General features: G+C 55.5%; 16 protein-coding genes. 5 read left to right on the top strand and 11 right to left on the bottom strand.

Annotated elements, in window-relative coordinates; translation table 11 throughout:
• The 5 genes from R2A130_RS17125 to R2A130_RS17105 form a co-directional block, all read right to left on the bottom strand.
• The coding region (locus R2A130_RS17125) for a formate--tetrahydrofolate ligase (protein WP_009465469.1) at window positions 1–687 on the bottom strand (687 nt) is incomplete at its 3' end.
• 9 nt (window positions 688–696) lie between these two features.
• Window positions 697–1,614 (bottom strand): methionyl-tRNA formyltransferase, encoded by a 918-nt coding sequence (locus tag R2A130_RS17120; RefSeq protein ID WP_009465468.1) that lies wholly within the window; start codon window positions 1,612–1,614, stop codon window positions 697–699.
• A 54-nt stretch (window positions 1,615–1,668) separates the two neighbouring features.
• Window positions 1,669–2,934 carry a formyl-CoA transferase gene (gene frc, locus R2A130_RS17115; protein ID WP_009465467.1) on the bottom strand — a complete coding sequence of 422 codons (1,266 nt, stop codon included), beginning with the start codon at window positions 2,932–2,934 and terminating at the stop codon, window positions 1,669–1,671.
• The gene (gene oxc, locus R2A130_RS17110) at window positions 2,931–4,709 is read right to left on the bottom strand and encodes an oxalyl-CoA decarboxylase (RefSeq protein ID WP_009465466.1); all 1,779 of its coding nucleotides are present in this window, start codon (window positions 4,707–4,709) and stop codon (window positions 2,931–2,933) included. The genes frc and oxc overlap by 4 nt, the downstream gene beginning before the upstream one ends.
• A 23-nt stretch (window positions 4,710–4,732) precedes the next feature.
• Window positions 4,733–5,449, bottom strand: coding sequence for a GntR family transcriptional regulator (locus R2A130_RS17105; protein ID WP_009465465.1), 717 nt, complete (start codon window positions 5,447–5,449; stop codon window positions 4,733–4,735).
• Window positions 5,450–5,839: 390 nt separating this feature from the next.
• Here R2A130_RS17105 and denD point away from each other — a divergent pair, with 390 nt between their 5' ends.
• Window positions 5,840–6,835: a D-erythronate dehydrogenase gene (denD, locus tag R2A130_RS17100; RefSeq protein WP_009465464.1), complete on the top strand. Its 996-nt coding sequence runs from the start codon at window positions 5,840–5,842 to the stop codon at window positions 6,833–6,835.
• On the opposite strand, the gene R2A130_RS17095 is transcribed toward denD, so the two are convergent.
• The 3 genes from R2A130_RS17095 to R2A130_RS17085 are packed head-to-tail and all read right to left on the bottom strand — an operon-like array spanning window position 6,828 to window position 10,110.
• The gene (locus tag R2A130_RS17095; protein WP_009465463.1) at window positions 6,828–8,399 is read right to left on the bottom strand and encodes a TRAP transporter large permease subunit; all 1,572 of its coding nucleotides are present in this window, start codon (window positions 8,397–8,399) and stop codon (window positions 6,828–6,830) included. The two genes, denD and R2A130_RS17095, sit on opposite strands and share 8 nt — an antisense overlap.
• Before the next feature lie 34 nt (window positions 8,400–8,433).
• Window positions 8,434–8,973, bottom strand: coding sequence for a TRAP transporter small permease subunit (locus R2A130_RS17090; protein ID WP_009465462.1), 540 nt, complete (start codon window positions 8,971–8,973; stop codon window positions 8,434–8,436).
• A gap of 21 nt (window positions 8,974–8,994) precedes the next feature.
• A complete protein-coding gene (locus R2A130_RS17085; RefSeq protein ID WP_009465461.1) occupies window positions 8,995–10,110 on the bottom strand; it encodes a TRAP transporter substrate-binding protein in 1,116 nt (371 codons plus the stop codon).
• 302 nt (window positions 10,111–10,412) lie between these two features.
• Between R2A130_RS17085 and R2A130_RS17080 the strand changes: the two genes are divergently transcribed.
• From R2A130_RS17080 to R2A130_RS17065, 4 genes are all read left to right on the top strand, one after another.
• Window positions 10,413–11,318 carry a cyclase family protein gene (locus R2A130_RS17080; RefSeq protein ID WP_009465460.1) on the top strand — a complete coding sequence of 302 codons (906 nt, stop codon included), beginning with the start codon at window positions 10,413–10,415 and terminating at the stop codon, window positions 11,316–11,318.
• Between the two features lie 527 nt (window positions 11,319–11,845).
• Window positions 11,846–12,106, top strand: coding sequence for a DDE-type integrase/transposase/recombinase (locus R2A130_RS19195; protein WP_371179404.1), 261 nt, complete (start codon window positions 11,846–11,848; stop codon window positions 12,104–12,106).
• 179 nt (window positions 12,107–12,285) lie between these two features.
• Window positions 12,286–13,650 (top strand): glutamine synthetase family protein, encoded by a 1,365-nt coding sequence (locus R2A130_RS17070; protein ID WP_009465457.1) that lies wholly within the window; start codon window positions 12,286–12,288, stop codon window positions 13,648–13,650.
• A 4-nt stretch (window positions 13,651–13,654) separates the two neighbouring features.
• Complete coding sequence (locus tag R2A130_RS17065; RefSeq protein WP_009465456.1) at window positions 13,655–14,800, top strand: iron-containing alcohol dehydrogenase; 1,146 nt, start codon at window positions 13,655–13,657, stop codon at window positions 14,798–14,800.
• Between the two features lie 230 nt (window positions 14,801–15,030).
• Here the strand turns inward: R2A130_RS17065 and R2A130_RS17060 are convergent, their stop codons facing one another.
• The 3 genes from R2A130_RS17060 to ugpA are packed head-to-tail and all read right to left on the bottom strand — an operon-like array spanning window position 15,031 to window position 17,863.
• Window positions 15,031–16,086, bottom strand: a complete 1,056-nt coding sequence (locus R2A130_RS17060) for an ABC transporter ATP-binding protein (RefSeq protein WP_009465454.1) — start codon at window positions 16,084–16,086, stop codon at window positions 15,031–15,033.
• Window positions 16,087–16,097: 11 nt separating this feature from the next.
• Complete coding sequence (gene ugpE, locus R2A130_RS17055; RefSeq protein WP_009465453.1) at window positions 16,098–16,982, bottom strand: sn-glycerol-3-phosphate ABC transporter permease UgpE; 885 nt, start codon at window positions 16,980–16,982, stop codon at window positions 16,098–16,100.
• Window positions 16,982–17,863, bottom strand: a complete 882-nt coding sequence (gene ugpA, locus R2A130_RS17050; protein ID WP_009465452.1) for a sn-glycerol-3-phosphate ABC transporter permease UgpA — start codon at window positions 17,861–17,863, stop codon at window positions 16,982–16,984. The genes ugpE and ugpA overlap by 1 nt, the downstream gene beginning before the upstream one ends.
• Window positions 17,864–17,926: the final 63 nt, after the last annotated feature.

Raw genomic sequence — 17,926 nt, 5'->3', positions numbered from 1 at the left:
GGTATAAGCGATGATGATATCGCCCAAGCGCTGCTGCAGGTCTTTCAGATCGTTGGACAGGCACAGGATCGCCATGACTTCGGACGCTACAGTGATGTCGAAACCGGCCTGACGGGGGAAGCCGTTGGGAACGCCGCCAAGCGAGGTCACGATATCGCGCAACGCCCGGTCGTTCATGTCGATGACGCGCTTCCAGGCCACGCGACGGTTATCGATACGCAGCGCGTTGCCCCAATAGATGTGGTTGTCGATCATCGCCGACAGCAGGTTGTGAGCGCTGGTGATGGCGTGGAAATCACCGGTAAAGTGGAGGTTCATTTCCTCCATCGGCACCACCTGTGCGTAGCCGCCGCCGGCAGCGCCACCTTTCATGCCGAAGCATGGGCCGAGCGAAGCTTCGCGGATGCAGATTGCTGCGTTCTTGCCGATAGCGTTCAGGCCATCGCCAAGACCAACCGTCGTCGTCGTCTTGCCTTCACCGGCGGGCGTCGGGTTGATGGCGGTCACGAGGATCAGCTTGCCGTCTTTCTTGTCGGCCTGCGCCTTGATGAACTCAGCCGAGATCTTCGCCTTGTCATGGCCGTAGGGAACCAGATCGGCAGCATCAATGCCGAGCTTTGCACCAATCTCCTGAATAGGCTTCTTCTTCGCTTCGCGCGCAATCTCAATGTCAGTTTTGAAAGCCATGGTGTTCTCCTATGAACCCAGAATATCGCCGACGGCCAAGCCGACAGATACCGCCCAGTCATTTGCAAATTGTTTGTCACCGCCATCTGGGCGGACACGTTTTATGAGAATGCGACCACCAATGCATTGCACGGTAATTCCGTCGTCATTCATGTCGACGATCTTGCTGGACACGCCGTCACCCGGCAGGCGGGCGCTATCGAAAACGCCTAGTTTGGCACCTCCATGCGTCGTCCAAGCACCCGGAGCCGGGTTACAACCGCGGATCAAATTGTAGACTTGGCCAACCGGTTTGTTCCAGTCGATTGCCGCGTGTTTAGCGGTGCAACGACGCTCGTACGTCGCCTGCGATTCATCCTGCACCATGTGGGGAGGATTACCGTCGCGGTAGAGGTCTACCACCTGCAAAACCGATGCCACAGCGGAGGGGTAGATCTTCTTGAAGTAGAGATTGATGACCGTGTCATCGGGCTCGATGGGGCATTCCCAGGACAGCAAAACATCGCCTTCGTCCAAACCATCAGTCGGGTAGAACCAGCTGTATCCGGATTCCTTCCGACCCATGATAATTGGCCAGTTCACCGCGCTTGGCCCGCGATGGAGCGGCAGCAGTGACGGGTGAAAACAGATCGAGCCATGGGTTGGCGTATCGCGCGCAGCTTCAGGAACGAAGACATTCACGAACGCCATGACCATAAGATCAGCGTTCAAGTCTTTCAGCGTGTCGAGCGTTTCATCATCCTTGAAGTGCGCTGGTTGATGCACCGGCAGGCCTTTTTCGAGCGCGAACTCCTTGATAGGGTCGACAGGCTTTCCATGCCGATCCGGCTCGCAATAAACAGCCACGACCTCGTCGGTGCCTGCCTCCAGCAGCTTTGCCAGCGCGTCTTTGCCGAAGGCCTGTTGGCCCATAATTATAAGTCGCATTCGCTACCCCTCCCAAGGTGCGTGTGGACGCAAGTGCGTCGCTATTTTGAAGGTCTACCCCTTCGCTTCGCCCACCGCGCCAGACGCTTTCACCCGTTCCAAATCATCGCCTGAATAGCCCAGAACATCGGTGAGAATATCATTCGTATGCTCGCCCAGCAGTGGCGAACGTTCCACGTCCACTGCGCTGTCGGACATCTTGATCGGGCAACCGACGGACAAATATTCGCCGCGCTCCGGATGCGGCACCTTCACCATCGTGCCGGTGGCATAGAGGCCTTCGTCTTCGGCGATCTCTTTCATCGAGAGGATCGGGCCGACGGGAATGTTCTTCGGGTTACAAATGTCCATGACCTCGAATTTCGACTTGGTCATCGTCCATTCTTCGATCGTTTCGAAGATGTGGTTCAGCTTGTCGAGACGGTCGCCCGGTTTCGCAAAGCCATCCTCCGTCTTCCACTCGGGCTTGCCGATCACATCGCAAACGCCCTCCCAGGCCGCAGCCTGAATGATGAAATAGGTGTAGGCATTCGGATCGGTCTCCCAGCCCTCGCATTTGAGAATGCGCCCTGGCTGGCCACCGCCTGAATCATTGCCCGCACGCGGCGTCGCCTCGCCGAAGGGAATGCCTTCGCCAGCTTGGCTGTATTCCGGCAGCGTTCCAACACGGTCCAGCCGCTGTTGGTCGCGCAGTTTCACGCGGGTCAGGTTCAGCACGCCATCCTGCATGGCCACATCGACCTTCTGGCCACGGCCGGATTTCTCACGCTGGAAAAGCGCGGTGACAATGCCCAGCGCCAGATGAAGGCCTGTACCGGAATCACCAATCTGCGCTGCCGTGACCAACGGTGGACCGTCGAGAAAACCTGTGGTGGAAGCCGAACCGCCAGCGCATTGCGCGACGTTCTCATACACCTTGCAGTCTTCGTATTTGCCCGGGCCAAAGCCCTTGATGGACGCCATGATGAGGCGCGGATTGATCTCGTTCAGCCGGTCCCAGCCAAAGCCCATGCGGTCCAGTGCGCCGGGGGCGAAATTCTCCACCAGCACGTCGCATTCTTCCACAAGGCGCGTCAGCACTTCCTTGCCGGTCTCGTTCTTCGAGTTCAGTTCGATGGACCGTTTGTTGTGGTTCAACATCGTGAAATAGAGCGAATCCGCATCAGGCACGTCTTGCAACTGCTTGCGCGTTGCATCGCCCACACCGGGCCGCTCCACCTTGATGACGTCAGCCCCGAACCAAGCCAGCAACTGCGTGCATGTGGGACCGGATTGGACGTGGGTGAAATCGAGAATGCGAATGCCTTCAAGAGCCTTCATCGGGATGCTTTCTGCTTGATAATTTCGAGAACCTTGCCGCCCATTCGTTTGACAACGACGCTGGTTGGATTGAGGGAGCCGATATTGCCGCTTTCCTTGCCAGCTGCGGGGTCGATGACCGCGTTGACTAGAGTTGGCTTACCGGATTTTAGCGCATCACTAACGGCCTGATGAAGTTCGTCGGGGTTTGTCGCATAAGCGCCAACACCACCGAAAGCTTCCATCATCTTGTCATAACGGGCACCTTCGACAAACACCGTTGGTGCAGGATCTTCTCCACCGGCACGATTGACGTCGGTGCCGCGATAGATGCCATTGTTATTGAAGACGACAATGCAGATCGGCAGATTGTATCGGCAGATGGTCTCCACCTCCATGCCGGAAAAGCCGAAGGCGCTATCGCCTTCCACTGCAAGTACAGGCAGGTCGGATTCGACTGCGGCGGCAATCGCCGTTCCCATGCCAACTCCCATGACGCCCCATGTGCCAACGTCCAAACGTTTGCGCGGGCGGTGCATGTCGACCATCGAACGGGCGAAATCCAACGTGTTTGCGCCTTCGTTGACGAACATCGTTTCAGGGTTCTTATCGATGATGCGTTTTATAGCGCCCAGCGCGCCAGCATAATTCATGGGCGATGCATTGTTCTGAAGCGATGGCGCCATCTTGGCGACGTTGGCATCGCGCTTTTCGCGGACGGCGTCTGTCCATTCGGCTGGAGGTGTTTTCCAGTTCTTGCCCATAGCTTTCGTTAGCGCCGAGAGGCAGGATTCAATGTCACCCACCAGAGGTGCCGCGATTTCGACATTGGAATCCATTTCTCGTGGTTCAATGTCGATCTGCACAAAGCGGGTTGAGTGGGCAGGTCCCCACTGCTTGCCTTTACCGTGCGACAACAACCAATTGAGACGTGCGCCGACCATGATGACGACATCGGATTCCTTTAGCGCCAGCGAACGGGCGGCACCTGCAGATTGGTCATGGCCATCGGGCAACAGGCCCTTGGCCATGCTCATGGGAAGATAGGGAATTCCGCTTTTCTCAACAAATTCCCGTACTACGTCATCAGCCTGAGCATAAGCAGCGCCTTTGCCAAGAATGATAAGAGGGCGTTTGGCACTTTTGATGACGTCGAGCGCTCGTTTAACAGCTTCCGGTGCGGGGTGTTGCGCCGGCGCAGGATCGATGACTTTGACAAGCGACTGAGCCCCCTCAACGGCATCCATAACCTGACCCAAAAGCGCGCCAGGAATGTCGAGGTAAACACCCCCGGGACGGCCTGAAACGGCGGCACGAACGGCGCGGGCAACAGCGATCCCAATGTCTTGGGCATGCAGTACGCGAAACGCGGCTTTGCAGAGCGGCTTTGCAATGGCGAGTTGATCCATCTCTTCGTAGTCGCCCTGCATGAGGTCAACGACCTCCCGCTCGGACGATCCGGAAATGAGAATCATTGGCCAGCAGTTGGTCGTGGCGTGGGCCAGTGCGGTGAGACCGTTGAGAAAACCCGGAGCTGAAACCGTGAGGCAAACGCCGGGCTTCTTTGTAAGATATCCAGCGATGGCAGCAGCATTGCCCGCGTTTTGTTCATGTCTGAAAGATAACACCCTGAGGCCTTCTTCCTGCATCATTCGTCCCAGATCGGTAATCGGGATACCGGGAACGCCATAGATCGTTTCGACGTCGTTCAACTTCAGCGCGTCGATTAAAAGATGAAAGCCATCCGTGATGTCACCGGCACTGTGATCGCCGCTTGCCGCGTCTGCTGTATCCATTTTGATCCTCTCCCTAGGTCTTCTCAGCTAGCCGCTGCTTGGTCAGAGCTGGTGTTCTCAATTCGCATCCATGTCGCGCGAACATGGTCGTGCAGTCTCATCGTATGCTCACGCACCAGACGGGACGCGAGATTCTGATCCCGGGCTTCCAATGCTTCGATAATTTCCATGTGGTCGGCAACGGATTGCGTTGCCCGATCAGCTTCGCCCATCGCTCGCTTGCGAACGGCGTGCATGTGTTGGAAGAGCCCGTCAGCTGTGGTGCGCAAAAGCGCGCAGCCCGAAAGGTTCAAAATCCGCTGATGGAACTCGATGTTGGCCTCCGAATACTCCGACAGCCGCGCCGTCTTTGCTTCGATGCTATGTAACAATGCGAATTTTCGCAGTTCACGCAGCTCTGCATCCGTTGCACGTTCGGCTGTCAGACGGGCTGCCATGCTTTCCAACGCAGCCCATGTGACGATCATTTCCAGCACTTCGTTCATGTTTTTTCGAATGATGAACACGCCGCGACGTGGTTGAATGTCCACCAGGCCATCTTGGGCCAAGCGAGCCAACGCTTCCCTAATCGGCGTGCGGGAAATTCCTAATCGTTGCGCCATCTGGCGTTCATCAAGGCGAAGATCAGCATCTTCAGCATAGATGTTCATATCCAAAATAGCGTCTTTTAAAACGTCATACGTGTGATCCTTCAGAGTGAAGTTCACAGCGATTGGTGCCAGCTTTCCGGTAATCGACATTGTCGGCAGTCAGCCTCCCAGCTTCGGATCTTCAAATTCGCAATACCGCGACACCAAATATGTGGCGTTTGTGATGTGGTATACCACACCGCGAAATCAGGAACGTCAATGGCACGTTCCATCCTGTGCAAAAGTGCTGTGAGGTTTTGCAGTAACCCTATTTCGGACGCCCGCGCTCGTCTCAAAACAAGGGCAAGGCGGGAGTTAGATAGGGCAAGATTTCGCGATGCCTTCCAACGTCATGCTGCAGACCAACTGTTGGAACTAATCCTGACGGGATCTCCACAAATTCCAACTCATCGGTTACATTAAACTGGTCAGACCAGTGACTTACTCCACGCGGTGCGACATAGTCGAGATCGGAACTCTCGACAGGAAAAGTGCGGCTTCATGGACATTTTGGTGATCGGCGCTGCTGGTATGCTTGGTTCAAAATTAGCCAAGAAACTTGTTCATGACGGCTTGGCAAACAATCGGATCGAACACCTAACGTTGGTCGATGTCGTACAACCGCAGAGCCCGACTATCGGTGATCGTTCGACTACAATTGATTGCCTGCAGAGAGACCTTTCTGACGATGGCGCGCTGGTCGCACTGGTGGCGGATCGGCCTGATGTGATTTTTCATCTAGCGGCGATCGTATCTGGCGAAGCAGAGCGGGATTTCGACAAAGGGTACCGGGTAAATTTTGATGGAACACGCGCACTTCTGGAGGCCATTCGCACAGCGCATGAAGCTGATGGATACTGCCCTCGGTTGGTATTCACGTCGTCGCTTGCTGTGTTCGGTCAACCGCTGCCGGACACCATACCCGACTCCCAGCAACTGACGCCGCTCACGAGTTACGGCACGCAAAAGGCCATGTGCGAATTGCTGGTCGCAGACCACACGCGGCGAGGTCATTGCGAAGGGTTATCCTTGCGCCTTCCTACAATCGTCGTTCGCCCAGGGCTGCCTAATGCTGCTGCGTCCGGCTTCTTCTCGGGTATTCTTCGTGAGCCGTTGGCAGGAGAAAATGCAGTGTTACCCGTCTCGCCAGAAACGCGGCACTGGTTCGCCAGCCCCCGCGCTGCGGTGCAATTCCTGATCCATGCCTCTTGTATCGAAATGGCAAAAGTTGGCCCCCACGCGAGCCTTTCGATGCCGGGACTTTCGGCAACGGTAGGCGACGCCATGAACGCGCTTGAACAGCTTGCCGGTTCAGACGCCGTGGCGCTTATAAAGCACATTCCCAACGAAGAAGTCGCGACCATCATTGCCGGTTGGCCGAAGGGTTTTGAAGCGGAGAGAGCACTGAAGTTGGGTTTCGTAGCTGAAACATCATTCGACGAGGTTCTACAGGTCTATTTAGAAGACGATGCGCCAAGCACGATTGTGCTTAGCTGAAAACTACACTCGGCAACCACGTTGCAAGGCTTGGAAACAGCGCCAGAATTGCCAGCATGAGAAGCTGGATCAGCACGAAGGGCACGACGCCGCGATAGATTGTGCCGGTGGAAATTTCGGGTGGTGCTACGCCGCGCAGATAAAATAGCGCGAAGCCGAATGGCGGCGTTAGGTAGGACGTCTGCAGATTCACCGCGATCATAATGCCGAGCCAAACCGGATCCAGCCCCATAGAGAGCAGGATTGGCGCTACGATGGGTACGACCACGAAGGCAATTTCCAGCACGTCCAGAAAAAAGCCAAGCACGAAGATAACGGCGAGCACCGTGACCATCGCACCAAATGTGCCACCGGGTAATGAGCGTAAAATGTCACCCACCATCTCGTCACCACCGAGGCCAAGAAAGACGAGTGAGAACAATTGCGCACAAATAACGATCGCAAACACCATCGCGGTGATGCGGATGGTTTGCTGGTTCACTGCAGCGAGCGTGCCGTTTGCATAGGTACGCCACAGGCAGACAATCAGGCCCCAAGCAACTAGCGCGCAAGCAACTACAGCTACCCAGATAGCGGCACGTTCCACGAGTGTGCCGCCCAACCGCGACACCCGCATGTCCACCGTGCTGACTAGCGTAATGAGAGTCGCGAGGCCTACTAGCGCAGCTAGCACAGGCAATTTGCGATCCGGTGCCAGACGATAGCCGCCGAGCATTGTGGCCCCAAGCGCACCAAGTGCCGCCGCTTCCGTAGGCGTTGCGACACCTGCCAATATAGACCCTAGCACGGAGATGATGAGCACGGCTGGCGCCAGTAGCGCTTGCACGAGGCGAGGCAGCAGCGATCCGCCATCATCTACCATCTCTTCGCGTGGCACGACGGGACCGACGGAGGGTTTGAAGAAGGCCAGAACCGCTACATATGTGATGTAGAGCCCGACGAGCACGAAGCCGGGAATGAGCGCCCCGGCGAAGAGGTCGCCCACGGATACCGGGTCGGGTGACCAGTTGCCGAGGCTGCGCTGTGCCTCTTGATAGGCGGTGGAAATTTGATCGCCCAGCACAACCAGAACGATGGATGGCGGGATGATCTGCCCCAACGTGCCGGAAGCGGCGATGATGCCCGTGGACAGCGCAGGATCGTAGCCGCGTTTCAGCATGGTGGGCAGTGCGACAAGGCCCATGGTTACAACGGTAGCACCCACGATGCCGGTGGAAGCCGCGAGCATAGCGCCCACAATCGCGACCGATATGCCCAAACCACCACGCACGCGGCCAAACAACACGCCCATCGTGTCCAGCAGTTCTTCTGCTACGCGCGAACGTTCCAACATCACGCCCATGAAAATGAAGAGCGGGATCGCCAGAAGAACCTGATTGATCATGATCCCGTAGATGCGGTTGGGCAGCACCGCGAAGAAGGTAAGGTCGAACAAGCCCGCCATCCATCCCACCAACCCGAACAGGATTGATGATCCGGCTAATGTGAAAGCGACAGGAAAACCCGCCATCAACGTGCCAAACACGAAGGCGACCATGAGCGCGACGACCAGTTCATTGGTCATGGGCGCGTGTCCTGCATGTTATCGAAATCCAGGTTCATGGTGTGTTGTCCTGAATCGACTGACTGCTCACATAGTCCCGCTCACCGCGCAGCACGAGGATACAGCGCAGCAGATGCGAAAGCCCCGCCAACACCAACGTGGCGGCAAAGAGGAGAATGCAGGTTTTGAGCAAATAGACGGCGGGTATGCCGCTTGGTTCGATCGAGCCTTCCAGCACCCGCCAAGAGGCTGCGACATAAGACCAGCCATACCACAAGATGAGGCTGCAGACCGGGGCTAGCAGCACGAGGATGCCCGCAATGTCTATCTTTGCTTTGGTGCGTTCGCTTGCCGGGCCGTAGAGCACGTCGACGCGCACATGCGCTTGGTGAAGCAGGGTGTAACCGGCCGCGCATAAAAAGATCATGGCGTGCAAATAGAGGATCGATTCCTGCATCCACAACACCGACAGCCCGAAGACGTAGCGCATAAACACCACAACTCCTTGCAGCAGCACCATGGCTACCGCTAGCCAGGCGAGCGAACGCCCCGACCATTCGGTCAGGGCGTCTAGTATCCGCACGATTGCGGCCATGGGTGCGCGATCTGCTCGGGTTTAGCCCTTCAGCGCTTCCTCAGTCATTTCACGTGCATTGAGGAACCCCTGAATGCCCAGCTTCGACCAGACCATGGATTGCTTACGGAACGCCTTGTAGCTTTCCCATACGCGGCCCGTCATTTCGTCTCCGGCAGCGAGGTTCTCCATCACGTCGCGAGATGCTTTGGCAAGTTCGAGCAATACCTCATCAGGATATTGGTGCAGTTGTACACCATGCTCAGTCAGCAATTTATCGAGTGCTGGTGGGCTGGCGCCGTTATATTCCGCCGTCTGCACATGGCATTCCGCTTCCATAAGGCCTGTGATGATCTGCTTGTCGGCATCCGATACAGTTTTCCAGAAATCGAGATTGATGCCGTAGGAGCCAATGTTTCCGGGCTCATGAAAACCGGGCCAATGGTAGTGCTTGACCACTTTGTGAAAGCCGAACGCCAAGTCGTGCCAAGGACCGACCCATTCTGCGCCATCGATCGCACCTGATTGCAGGGCGGCGAACACTTCCGAGCCGGGCAAATTGACCACGGCCACGCCGACCGAGCGTAGCACTTCACCACCGATACCAGGCATGCGGAACTTCACGCCACGCATATCGTCGAGCGATTTGATGGGTTTGTTGAACCAGCCGCCCATCTGCACACCAGTGGAAGGTCCGGCGAATGGCTTCATGTTGAAGCCGGCATGCAATTCATCCCACAATTCCTGACCACCACCATATTGAAGCCAAGCGTAGACTTCCGGGGTCGTCATGCCGAACGGCACGGCGCCATAGATGTTGTAGGCTTGGCTCTTGGATGGATGATAATATTCGGATGAATAATACATATCGGCGTTACCCGCGGCGACAGCGTCGAACACCCCGACACCTCCGGGTACCAATGCGCCCCGATCATACAGCTTTACTTCCACGCGACCATCAGTCGCCAAATTAATACGGTCGGTCAGGCGGCGAGCAGAGGTGCCGAGGCCGGGAAACATTTTTGGAAAAGTGGTGACGAAACGCATTTGCACTTTGTTCTGCGACAAAGCGGGTGTGGCCAACGTCGTAGCCGCCGCTACACCTGCTGCGCCGATACCGGCACTACGTAGAAACTTTCGTTTGGACAAATCAGTCATGAATAACCTCCCTTAAGAAACGCACCACGTTGGATGCAGGTCGGTTTCGGTGCTGCTTGCACCGCCCCCACCAACTGGTCATACCAGTTGAGAGAGTAGTGATTGTCAAGAGTCAGTCAGACAGCACTTTGCGAGATGTGCGGCGGCGGGCAGCATTTGCCCACGACATGAGCACGGCTCGTCGTGTTGCCTGCCTTTAGGACTTCCGGCACTTTCGACTGACAAACACTGATTTTCGATTTGTCGAGCAACGCCGTTGGGACAACCAAAAATGATCGCAACTGGCATACGGAGAACAGTCCATGACATCATGTCTTCATGACCACAGCGATTGGACACCTCAGCATAGTGGCGGCGCAGCTGCGCGATATCTAAATCCGAAGACCACTCTGGATGCACTATCGCTGGTGCTTGAAGGGCGCGTTATAGATCTCGCCCGCTCGGTGGCCTCAGGCGCACCTGCCAACCCATTGCTGATGACACCCTTCACAATGTCTCCAACAGTGCGTGCCAGCGATAATGTTGCCATGCGTCGCGCTCGCGGAGGTATCAATGATGCAGGCGCCATTTTGGAGCGTATCGGCATGACGACGCATGTAGGCACTCATATCGACGCGCTGGGCCACTTTGCGCGTGGTGATGCAATGTATGGAAATCGCTCTGCTGCGGCTATGACAGGGCCTGCCGGTTTAGACGATTTAGGTGTCGAGCATATTCCGCCGATGGTCACACGCGGCTTGTGTTTGGACATGTCTGCCCTCGATGATGGTGAGTATCTTGAAGGTGGGCGAACAATTTCGCGTGTTGATATCGAAGCAGCTTTGGCCGCCGCACAACTGTCGGTGCAAGCCGGCGATGTCGTGTTCATCCATACTGGTTGGGGGCAATTCTACCAAGATGATCCAGCTCGCTACATCGCTAGCGAACCAGGCATCGACAAAGCGGCAGCGAAGTTCCTGACCGATGCCCGAGTGATTGCAATCGGCGCCGATACGATGGCGGTGGAAGTGCTGCCGGGTGCAGAATTTCCTGAAGTGCAGATGCCAGTGCATCTGCACTGTCTCGTAGATGCTGGCGTGAACCTGATTGAGAACCTCGACCTAACGCCACTTGTCGCAGAGCGGATCACGTCTTTTTGTATCATCGTAGCTCCAATAGCGTTCAAGGGCGCGACCGGCTCTCCGCTAAGACCACTCGCGTTGGTTTGACGATTTGGTTTTGTCTAACAATGGGCGTTGTGAGAGGAACGTTTTTTAGGTCGGTTTGTCGACCATCTAGCGCCGTGCAATAACCCGTCGCTCGCCACTTCGTTATTTCAAAATATCATCAGAGGTCATCCGGGTAGCCGTGATGATGTGTGTCCGATTTCCGCCCTCGCTGCGGAACGCCGAGGACCTGTTACGTGAGCGCGGCATCGTCATCAGCCACGAAACCATCCGCTTCTGGTGGAACAGATTTGGTCCAATGTTCGCAGGTGAAATCCGCAAAAGACGCGTCCAGAAGATGAGTGTCCATTCACATTTGCAGTGGCATCTGGACGAAGCCTTCGTAAGGATCAACGGGGAAAGGCACTACTTGTAGCGGGCTGTAGATCACGAAGGCTAGGTTCGAGAATCCTACGTTACCAAACACCGAGATCGCAGCACGGCATTGAAATTCCTCAGGAAACTTCCGAAGTGTCACGGTCGACCATATTTTTATCGTGACGGACAAGCTGCGGTCTTACACTGCGGCCATGAAAGTCATCGGGAACGCTGATCGACAAGAAACAGGACGCAGGCTCAACAACCGAGCCAAGAATTTACACCTTACCTTTCGAAGACGGGAACGGGCCATGCAGCGGTTCCGATCGATAGAAACGCTGCAGAAGTTCTCGTCAGTTCACGCCTCCGTCCACAACCACTTCAATCAGCAACGTCATCTCACCAGTCACCATCATTTCAAGGCAAACCGCGATGTTGCTTTGGGTGAGTGGCAGCAGCTCAGCGCGGCTTGAAGACCCCCGACGCAGATCTAATCCTAACTCAACTTAGTTTGTCTTAAAACGCCCCAAAAGTGTTTCAGATAGCTTCGGAATTTAGTCTGAGGAAAATTGTCACGTTCGAACTGGACATTCGCAAGATGTTTTGCGCCTTATAATTCAGTAGCCGCCCGTTTTGATGATGGATCAACTATATGCCCGGAACACTTGTCTTCGATGATCTAAAGGCGCGCGTGCATGACGGGTCGGTGGACACTATTCTGGCCTGTTTTGTCGACATGCAAGGACGGTTGATGGGCAAGCGTTTTCATGGCGTGAATTTCGTGGAGACCTCGTTTGAGGAAACTCACTGTTGCAACTATTTGCTGGCGACCGACTTGGAGATGGCGACGCCCGATGGGTATGCCTCCACCAGTTGGGAAACCGGCTATGGCGATTACGTGATGAAGCCTGATCTGACGACCATTCGTCTGGTTCCGTGGCTGGACGGCACCGCCATGGTGCTGTGCGATATTCTCGATCACCATCACCACCATCCAGTTTCGCACTCGCCCCGCGCGATGTTGCAGAAGCAAATTGCGCGTTTGGATGCGATGGGATTTGAAGCCAAAATGGCAACGGAACTGGAGTTCTTTCTCTTCGAGAAAAGCTTCGATGAAATCCGAAAGGATGGCTTCCGCGATCTGCAGCCGATCAGCGGTTATAATGAAGACTACCACATTTTCCAGACCACTAAGGAAGAGGATGTAATGCGGCCGATCCGCAACCATCTTTATGCTGCTGGCTTGCCCATCGAAAACTCTAAAGGCGAAGCGGAAGCAGGGCAGGAAGAGTTGAATATTCGATATTCTCCAGCGCTGGATTGTGCCGATCACCACTCAATTGCCAAGCATGCGATCAAGGAAATCGCTTGGCAGCACGGCCGTGCCGCTACGTTTCTACCCAAGTGGAACAAAGACCGTGTGGGCTCTTCCAGTCATATACACCAGTCCTTATGGCATGATGGGGAAGCTGCGTTCTTCGACCCATCCGGCCAGCATGGCATGTCGAAACTGATGAGCCACTACATGGCCGGACTGATAAAATACGCGCCGGACTACACCTATTTTCTTGCTCCCTACGTCAACAGCTACAAGCGCTTTTCCAAAGGCACATTCGCGCCGACCAAGACTGTATGGTCTGTCGATAACCGCACAGCTGGCTTCCGTCTGTGTGGCGAGGGCACGGAGGGCGTGCGTGTCGAGTGTCGTATCGGTGGGTCCGATCTTAATCCCTATCTCGCCCAAGCCGTGATGTTGGCTGCAGGTATGAAGGGAATTGAGGACCAACTTGAACTCGCCCCCGCCACGGCAGGTGATGTCTATCAAGATGAGGTGGCGGCTAGCATTCCCCAAACGCTACGCGCCGCGACTGAACTATTGCGCAATTCGCAATTCCTGCGCGAGGCATTGGGCGGCGATGTGGTGAACCACTACGCCAGAGCTGCTGAATGGGAGCAGGAAGAATTCGACGGTGCGGTCACTGATTGGGAAATTGCCCGTGGCTTTGAAAGGGCTTGAACCAATGACACTAACAGCAAACTGGTCCTATCCCACGGCGATCCGTTTCGGTGCTGGGCGCATATTGGAAATTGCCGACGCTTGCGCTGCGGCTAACATCTCAAAGCCACTGCTCGTCACCGATCGGGGCTTGGCTAAAATGGACATAACCAGACGCACGCTTGATCTGATGGAGGCCGCCGGCTTGGGTCGCGCGATGTTTGCGGAGGTTGATCCCAACCCTAACGAGAAAAATGCCGATGCTGGTGTTCGGGCTTTCAAGGAAGGCGGTCACGATGGTGTCATCGCTTTCGGAGGTGGCTCCGGCCTGGATCTTGGCAAGCTGGTCGCTTTTCTGGCGGGGCAGACACGCCCTTTGTGGGACTTTGAAGATATCGGTGATTGGTGGACCCGCGCTAATGCCGCTGCAATCGCACCTATTGTTGCGGTGCCGACTACGGCCGGTACAGGTTCTGAAGTCGGACGGGCCTCGGTCATCACCAACTCAGTGACCGCAGAAAAGAAGATCATCTTTCATCCGAAATTCCTGCCAACGGTCGTGATCTGCGACCCTGAACTTACGATTGGCATGCCAAAATCTATCACAGCTGGCACTGGCCTCGACGCCTTTGCCCATTGCGTCGAAGCTTTCTGCTCTCCGCACTACCATCCCATGTCGCAAGGTATGGCGCTGGAAGGGATGCGACTGGTGAAAGACTACCTTCTACGCGCCTATGCCGACGGCAACGACATGGAAGCGCGGGCGCATATGATGTCTGCGGCAGCCATGGGAGCTACGGCTTTTCAGAAAGGTCTTGGTGCGATCCATGCTCTGTCCCACCCTATTGGTGCAATCCACCACACGCATCATGGTACAACCAACGCGGTGTGCATGCCGGCTGTTCTGCAGTTCAACAGGCCTGCAATCAAAGGCAGGCTCGGAACGGTTGCAGCGTATTTGGAGATCGAGGGGGGCTTTGATGGCTTTTGCGCTTATGTAGATTGCCTCAACGCATCACTTGGAGTTCCGAAAACACTGACAGAGTTAGGCGTAAAAAATCCTGACATCGAGCGCATCGTTGCTGGAGCCCTTAACGATCCCAGTACTGGCGGCAATCCTTTAGAGATGAAGAAAGAGAATACTACGAAACTTCTTATCGCTTGCCTTTAAACGGCATTGTCAGAGAGAAAAATGATAGAGCAAGTTGACCCATTGGTCCGCTTCGAGCCGACTATGATAGAAATCACCTTGTCGCGGGTGGAAGCTCAAGATTGCCTGCGTTGCGATGAGTTGGATCGCGGTGGCTTCAATATCACTTTCGTTCTCTGCCATCATGCACGACGCACCAAAAAACTTAGATGATGGAGAAGCATAGACAGATCGTTTTTCTAGGCGAGTTCCTAGACTGCTCGTCCTGATTTGGGATCAAAGACGTGCACATTCTTGGCCTCCACTGAAAACCGAACTGTTTCGCCTCGGTCTTTTGCAAGGTGAACACCTGGCAAACTTGCGGTGAAGGCTTCACTTTGATCGCTGAGGCGACCGTGCAGCAGCGTGTTTGCGCCCAACGGTTCGCTGAAGCTGACCTGCATTTGTAGAGGTCCTTTTTCATCCAAAATAAGATGTTCGGGCCGCACACCAATTACGACTTCGCCATCAGCGTTTGCCTCGCACGGGATTCTCGCTCCGCCGCCGTGGAGGATCGCTTGACCATCCATCAACTCCGCATACATTGTATTCATGGATGGGCTGCCGATAAATTGCGCTGCGAATATCGTTTCGGGGCGTTCGTAGACATCTAACGGCGTGCCAATCTGTTCTACGATACCTGCATTCATCACGATCATCCGGTCAGCCATGGTCATGGCTTCCACCTGATCGTGAGTGACGTAAAGAGCTGTAATTCCGAGCTTGGATTGCAGTTCCTTGATTTCCAGCCGCATCTGCACGCGCAGCTTGGCGTCGAGATTGGACAGTGGTTCATCGAACAGGAACACGGCTGGTTCGCGCACGATAGCGCGGCCCATGGCGACACGCTGACGTTGACCACCCGACAGGTCTTTTGGCTTGCGATCGAGATATTCTTCCAGTTGCAAAAGGCGCGCGGCTTCTGCAACTCGGGACTCGATTTCCGGTGCAGCCATCTTCGCGATCTTCAGGCCGTAGGCCATGTTCTGGCGAACGGACATGTGCGGGTAGAGCGCGTAATTCTGGAACACCATCGCGATGTCGCGCTCCATCGGCTCCATCTCGTTGACGCGAGCGCCGCCTATACGCACTTCGCCGTCGCTTACGCTTTCCAGCCCCGCCACCATGCGCAGCAAGGTAGACTTGCCACAGCCTGATGGGCCAACGATTACAATGAACTCGCCGTCTGCGATTTCCGTGCTGACGCCGTGAATGACCTCAGTCATGCCAAAACGCTTCTTCACATCCTCTAGTTCAACGGTTGCCATGATGGTGCGCCCTATTTCTCACTGTCCACGAGTCCGCGGACGAACAGTTTCTGCATCGACACTACCACCAAAACGGGTGGGATCATCGCCAAGATCGAGGTCGCCATGATGACCGGCCAGTCGGCTGTGTCATCGCCGCTGGGGAACATCTGCTTGATGCCCATGACGACCGTGTTCATGTCCGGTTCGGTAGTGATGAGCAGCGGCCACAGATACTGGTTCCAGCCATAGATGAAGAGGATGACGAAGAGCGCGGCAATGTTTGTGCGGCTCATCGGAATGACAATATCGAAGAAGAAACGCATTGGGCTTGCGCCATCCACACGTGCGGCTTCCGCAAGCTCGTCCGGTATCGTCATGAAGAATTGGCGGAACAGAAACGTCGCCGTGGCTGATGCGATGAGCGGGAAGATAAGACCTGAATAGGAGTTCAACATGCCAAAACCTGCGATCACTTCGTAGGTCGGCACGATGCGAACCTCGACAGGCAACATGAGGGTGATGAAGATGACCCAGAAAAACGTGTTGCGGCCTGGAAAGCGAAAATAGACGATCGCAAAAGCCGAGAGCAGCGAAATGGCGATCTTACCGATGGCAATGCCTAACGCCATCACGAGCGAATTTAACAGCATAGTGGCGACTGGCACGTTCACACCGGAAAACAATGCACGCTTGTAATTGTCGAGGAACTGCGCGCCCGGCCAGAGTGGCATCGGCGGCGAGACGATTTCGGCTTGTGTGATCGTGGATGCCACGAAGGCAAGCCAGATGGGAAAAAACACAACCAACACGCCTAGGCACATGAGCACATGGGTCAGCCAAAGCGACGAGCCCCGCCGTTGCACCATGCCTGGCGGTGGGTCATTGCGCACCCCGGTTTCGCGAACAGCGGGCATTAGTAGTGCACCTTCTTTTCCACGAACTTGAACTGCAGCACCGTCAGCATGCCCACCACGAAAAGCAGGATGACGGATTGCGCCGCCGACGAGCCAAGGTCTTGGCCTACGAACCCATCAGAGAAAACCTTGTAGACGAGGATCGTCGTCGCCTGCTGCGGGCCACCGCCGGTTATGGTGTGGATCACGCCGAAAGTTTCGAAGAAGGCGTAGACCACGTTGACCACCAGCAAGAAGAATGTGGTCGGTGACAAGAGCGGCAGCACGATAGTTGTAAAGCGCTTCCAGAAATGAGCGCCGTCGATAGCGGCCGCTTCGATGACGGAGCGTGGCACAGCCTGAAGGGCCGCGTAGAAAAATAGGAAATTGTAGCTGATGCGCCCCCATGACGATGCCACCACAACAAGGCCCATGGCTTCGGCTTCGTTCAATACATGGTTCCAGTCATAGCCCAGCTGTCCGACATACCAAGACACGACACCAACACGGGTGTTGAACATGAACAGCCACAATACTCCTGCAATCGCGGGCGCAACTGCATAAGGCCAGATGAGCAACGTGCGATAAGTACCGGCGCCTTTGATCAACCGGTCCGCCAACACGGCAAGAAACAGCGCCGGCACCATAGAGACCACTGTCACTAGCCCGGAAAAAACTGCGGTCGTGACGAAGGACGCCCGATAGTAAGGATCGGATAGCAAGAATTCAAAATTACCGAGACCCACGAATTGCGAAGAAAGGCCGAACGGGTCCGGTATGAACAAGGATTGCCAGATGGCTTGGCCAGCCGGATAAAAGAAGAAGACGGCCGAGATCAGGATTTGCGGAAAGACAAGTGCAAGCGGCAGCAACCAGCCTTTGAAAGTCACTCGCTTTTCCATACCGGCCCCCTTCCAAGACGGTACATGCCGGGGGCAGCAAACCGCCCCCGGCATGTGTTCGTA

The organism is Ahrensia sp. R2A130, from assembly GCF_000179775.1.
Lineage (GTDB): Bacteria > Pseudomonadota > Alphaproteobacteria > Rhizobiales > Rhizobiaceae > Pseudahrensia.
This window is presented reverse-complemented; position numbering and strand designations above follow the sequence as displayed.

Coding starts and splice junctions, on each gene's coding strand:
- R2A130_RS17080 (WP_009465460.1), top strand. CDS start 10,413: ATGACATCATGTCTTCATGACCACAGCGATTGGACACCTCAGCATAGT.
- R2A130_RS17085 (WP_009465461.1), bottom strand. CDS start 10,110: ATGACTGATTTGTCCAAACGAAAGTTTCTACGTAGTGCCGGTATCGGC.
- R2A130_RS17070 (WP_009465457.1), top strand. CDS start 12,286: ATGCCCGGAACACTTGTCTTCGATGATCTAAAGGCGCGCGTGCATGAC.
- R2A130_RS17060 (WP_009465454.1), bottom strand. CDS start 16,086: ATGGCAACCGTTGAACTAGAGGATGTGAAGAAGCGTTTTGGCATGACT.
- R2A130_RS17105 (WP_009465465.1), bottom strand. CDS start 5,449: ATGTCGATTACCGGAAAGCTGGCACCAATCGCTGTGAACTTCACTCTG.
- ugpE (WP_009465453.1), bottom strand. CDS start 16,982: ATGCCCGCTGTTCGCGAAACCGGGGTGCGCAATGACCCACCGCCAGGC.
- oxc (WP_009465466.1), bottom strand. CDS start 4,709: ATGGATACAGCAGACGCGGCAAGCGGCGATCACAGTGCCGGTGACATC.
- R2A130_RS17090 (WP_009465462.1), bottom strand. CDS start 8,973: ATGGCCGCAATCGTGCGGATACTAGACGCCCTGACCGAATGGTCGGGG.
- R2A130_RS19195 (WP_371179404.1), top strand. CDS start 11,846: ATGAAAGTCATCGGGAACGCTGATCGACAAGAAACAGGACGCAGGCTC.
- R2A130_RS17065 (WP_009465456.1), top strand. CDS start 13,655: ATGACACTAACAGCAAACTGGTCCTATCCCACGGCGATCCGTTTCGGT.
- R2A130_RS17095 (WP_009465463.1), bottom strand. CDS start 8,399: ATGACCAATGAACTGGTCGTCGCGCTCATGGTCGCCTTCGTGTTTGGC.
- frc (WP_009465467.1), bottom strand. CDS start 2,934: ATGAAGGCTCTTGAAGGCATTCGCATTCTCGATTTCACCCACGTCCAA.
- ugpA (WP_009465452.1), bottom strand. CDS start 17,863: ATGGAAAAGCGAGTGACTTTCAAAGGCTGGTTGCTGCCGCTTGCACTT.
- R2A130_RS17120 (WP_009465468.1), bottom strand. CDS start 1,614: ATGCGACTTATAATTATGGGCCAACAGGCCTTCGGCAAAGACGCGCTG.
- denD (WP_009465464.1), top strand. CDS start 5,840: ATGGACATTTTGGTGATCGGCGCTGCTGGTATGCTTGGTTCAAAATTA.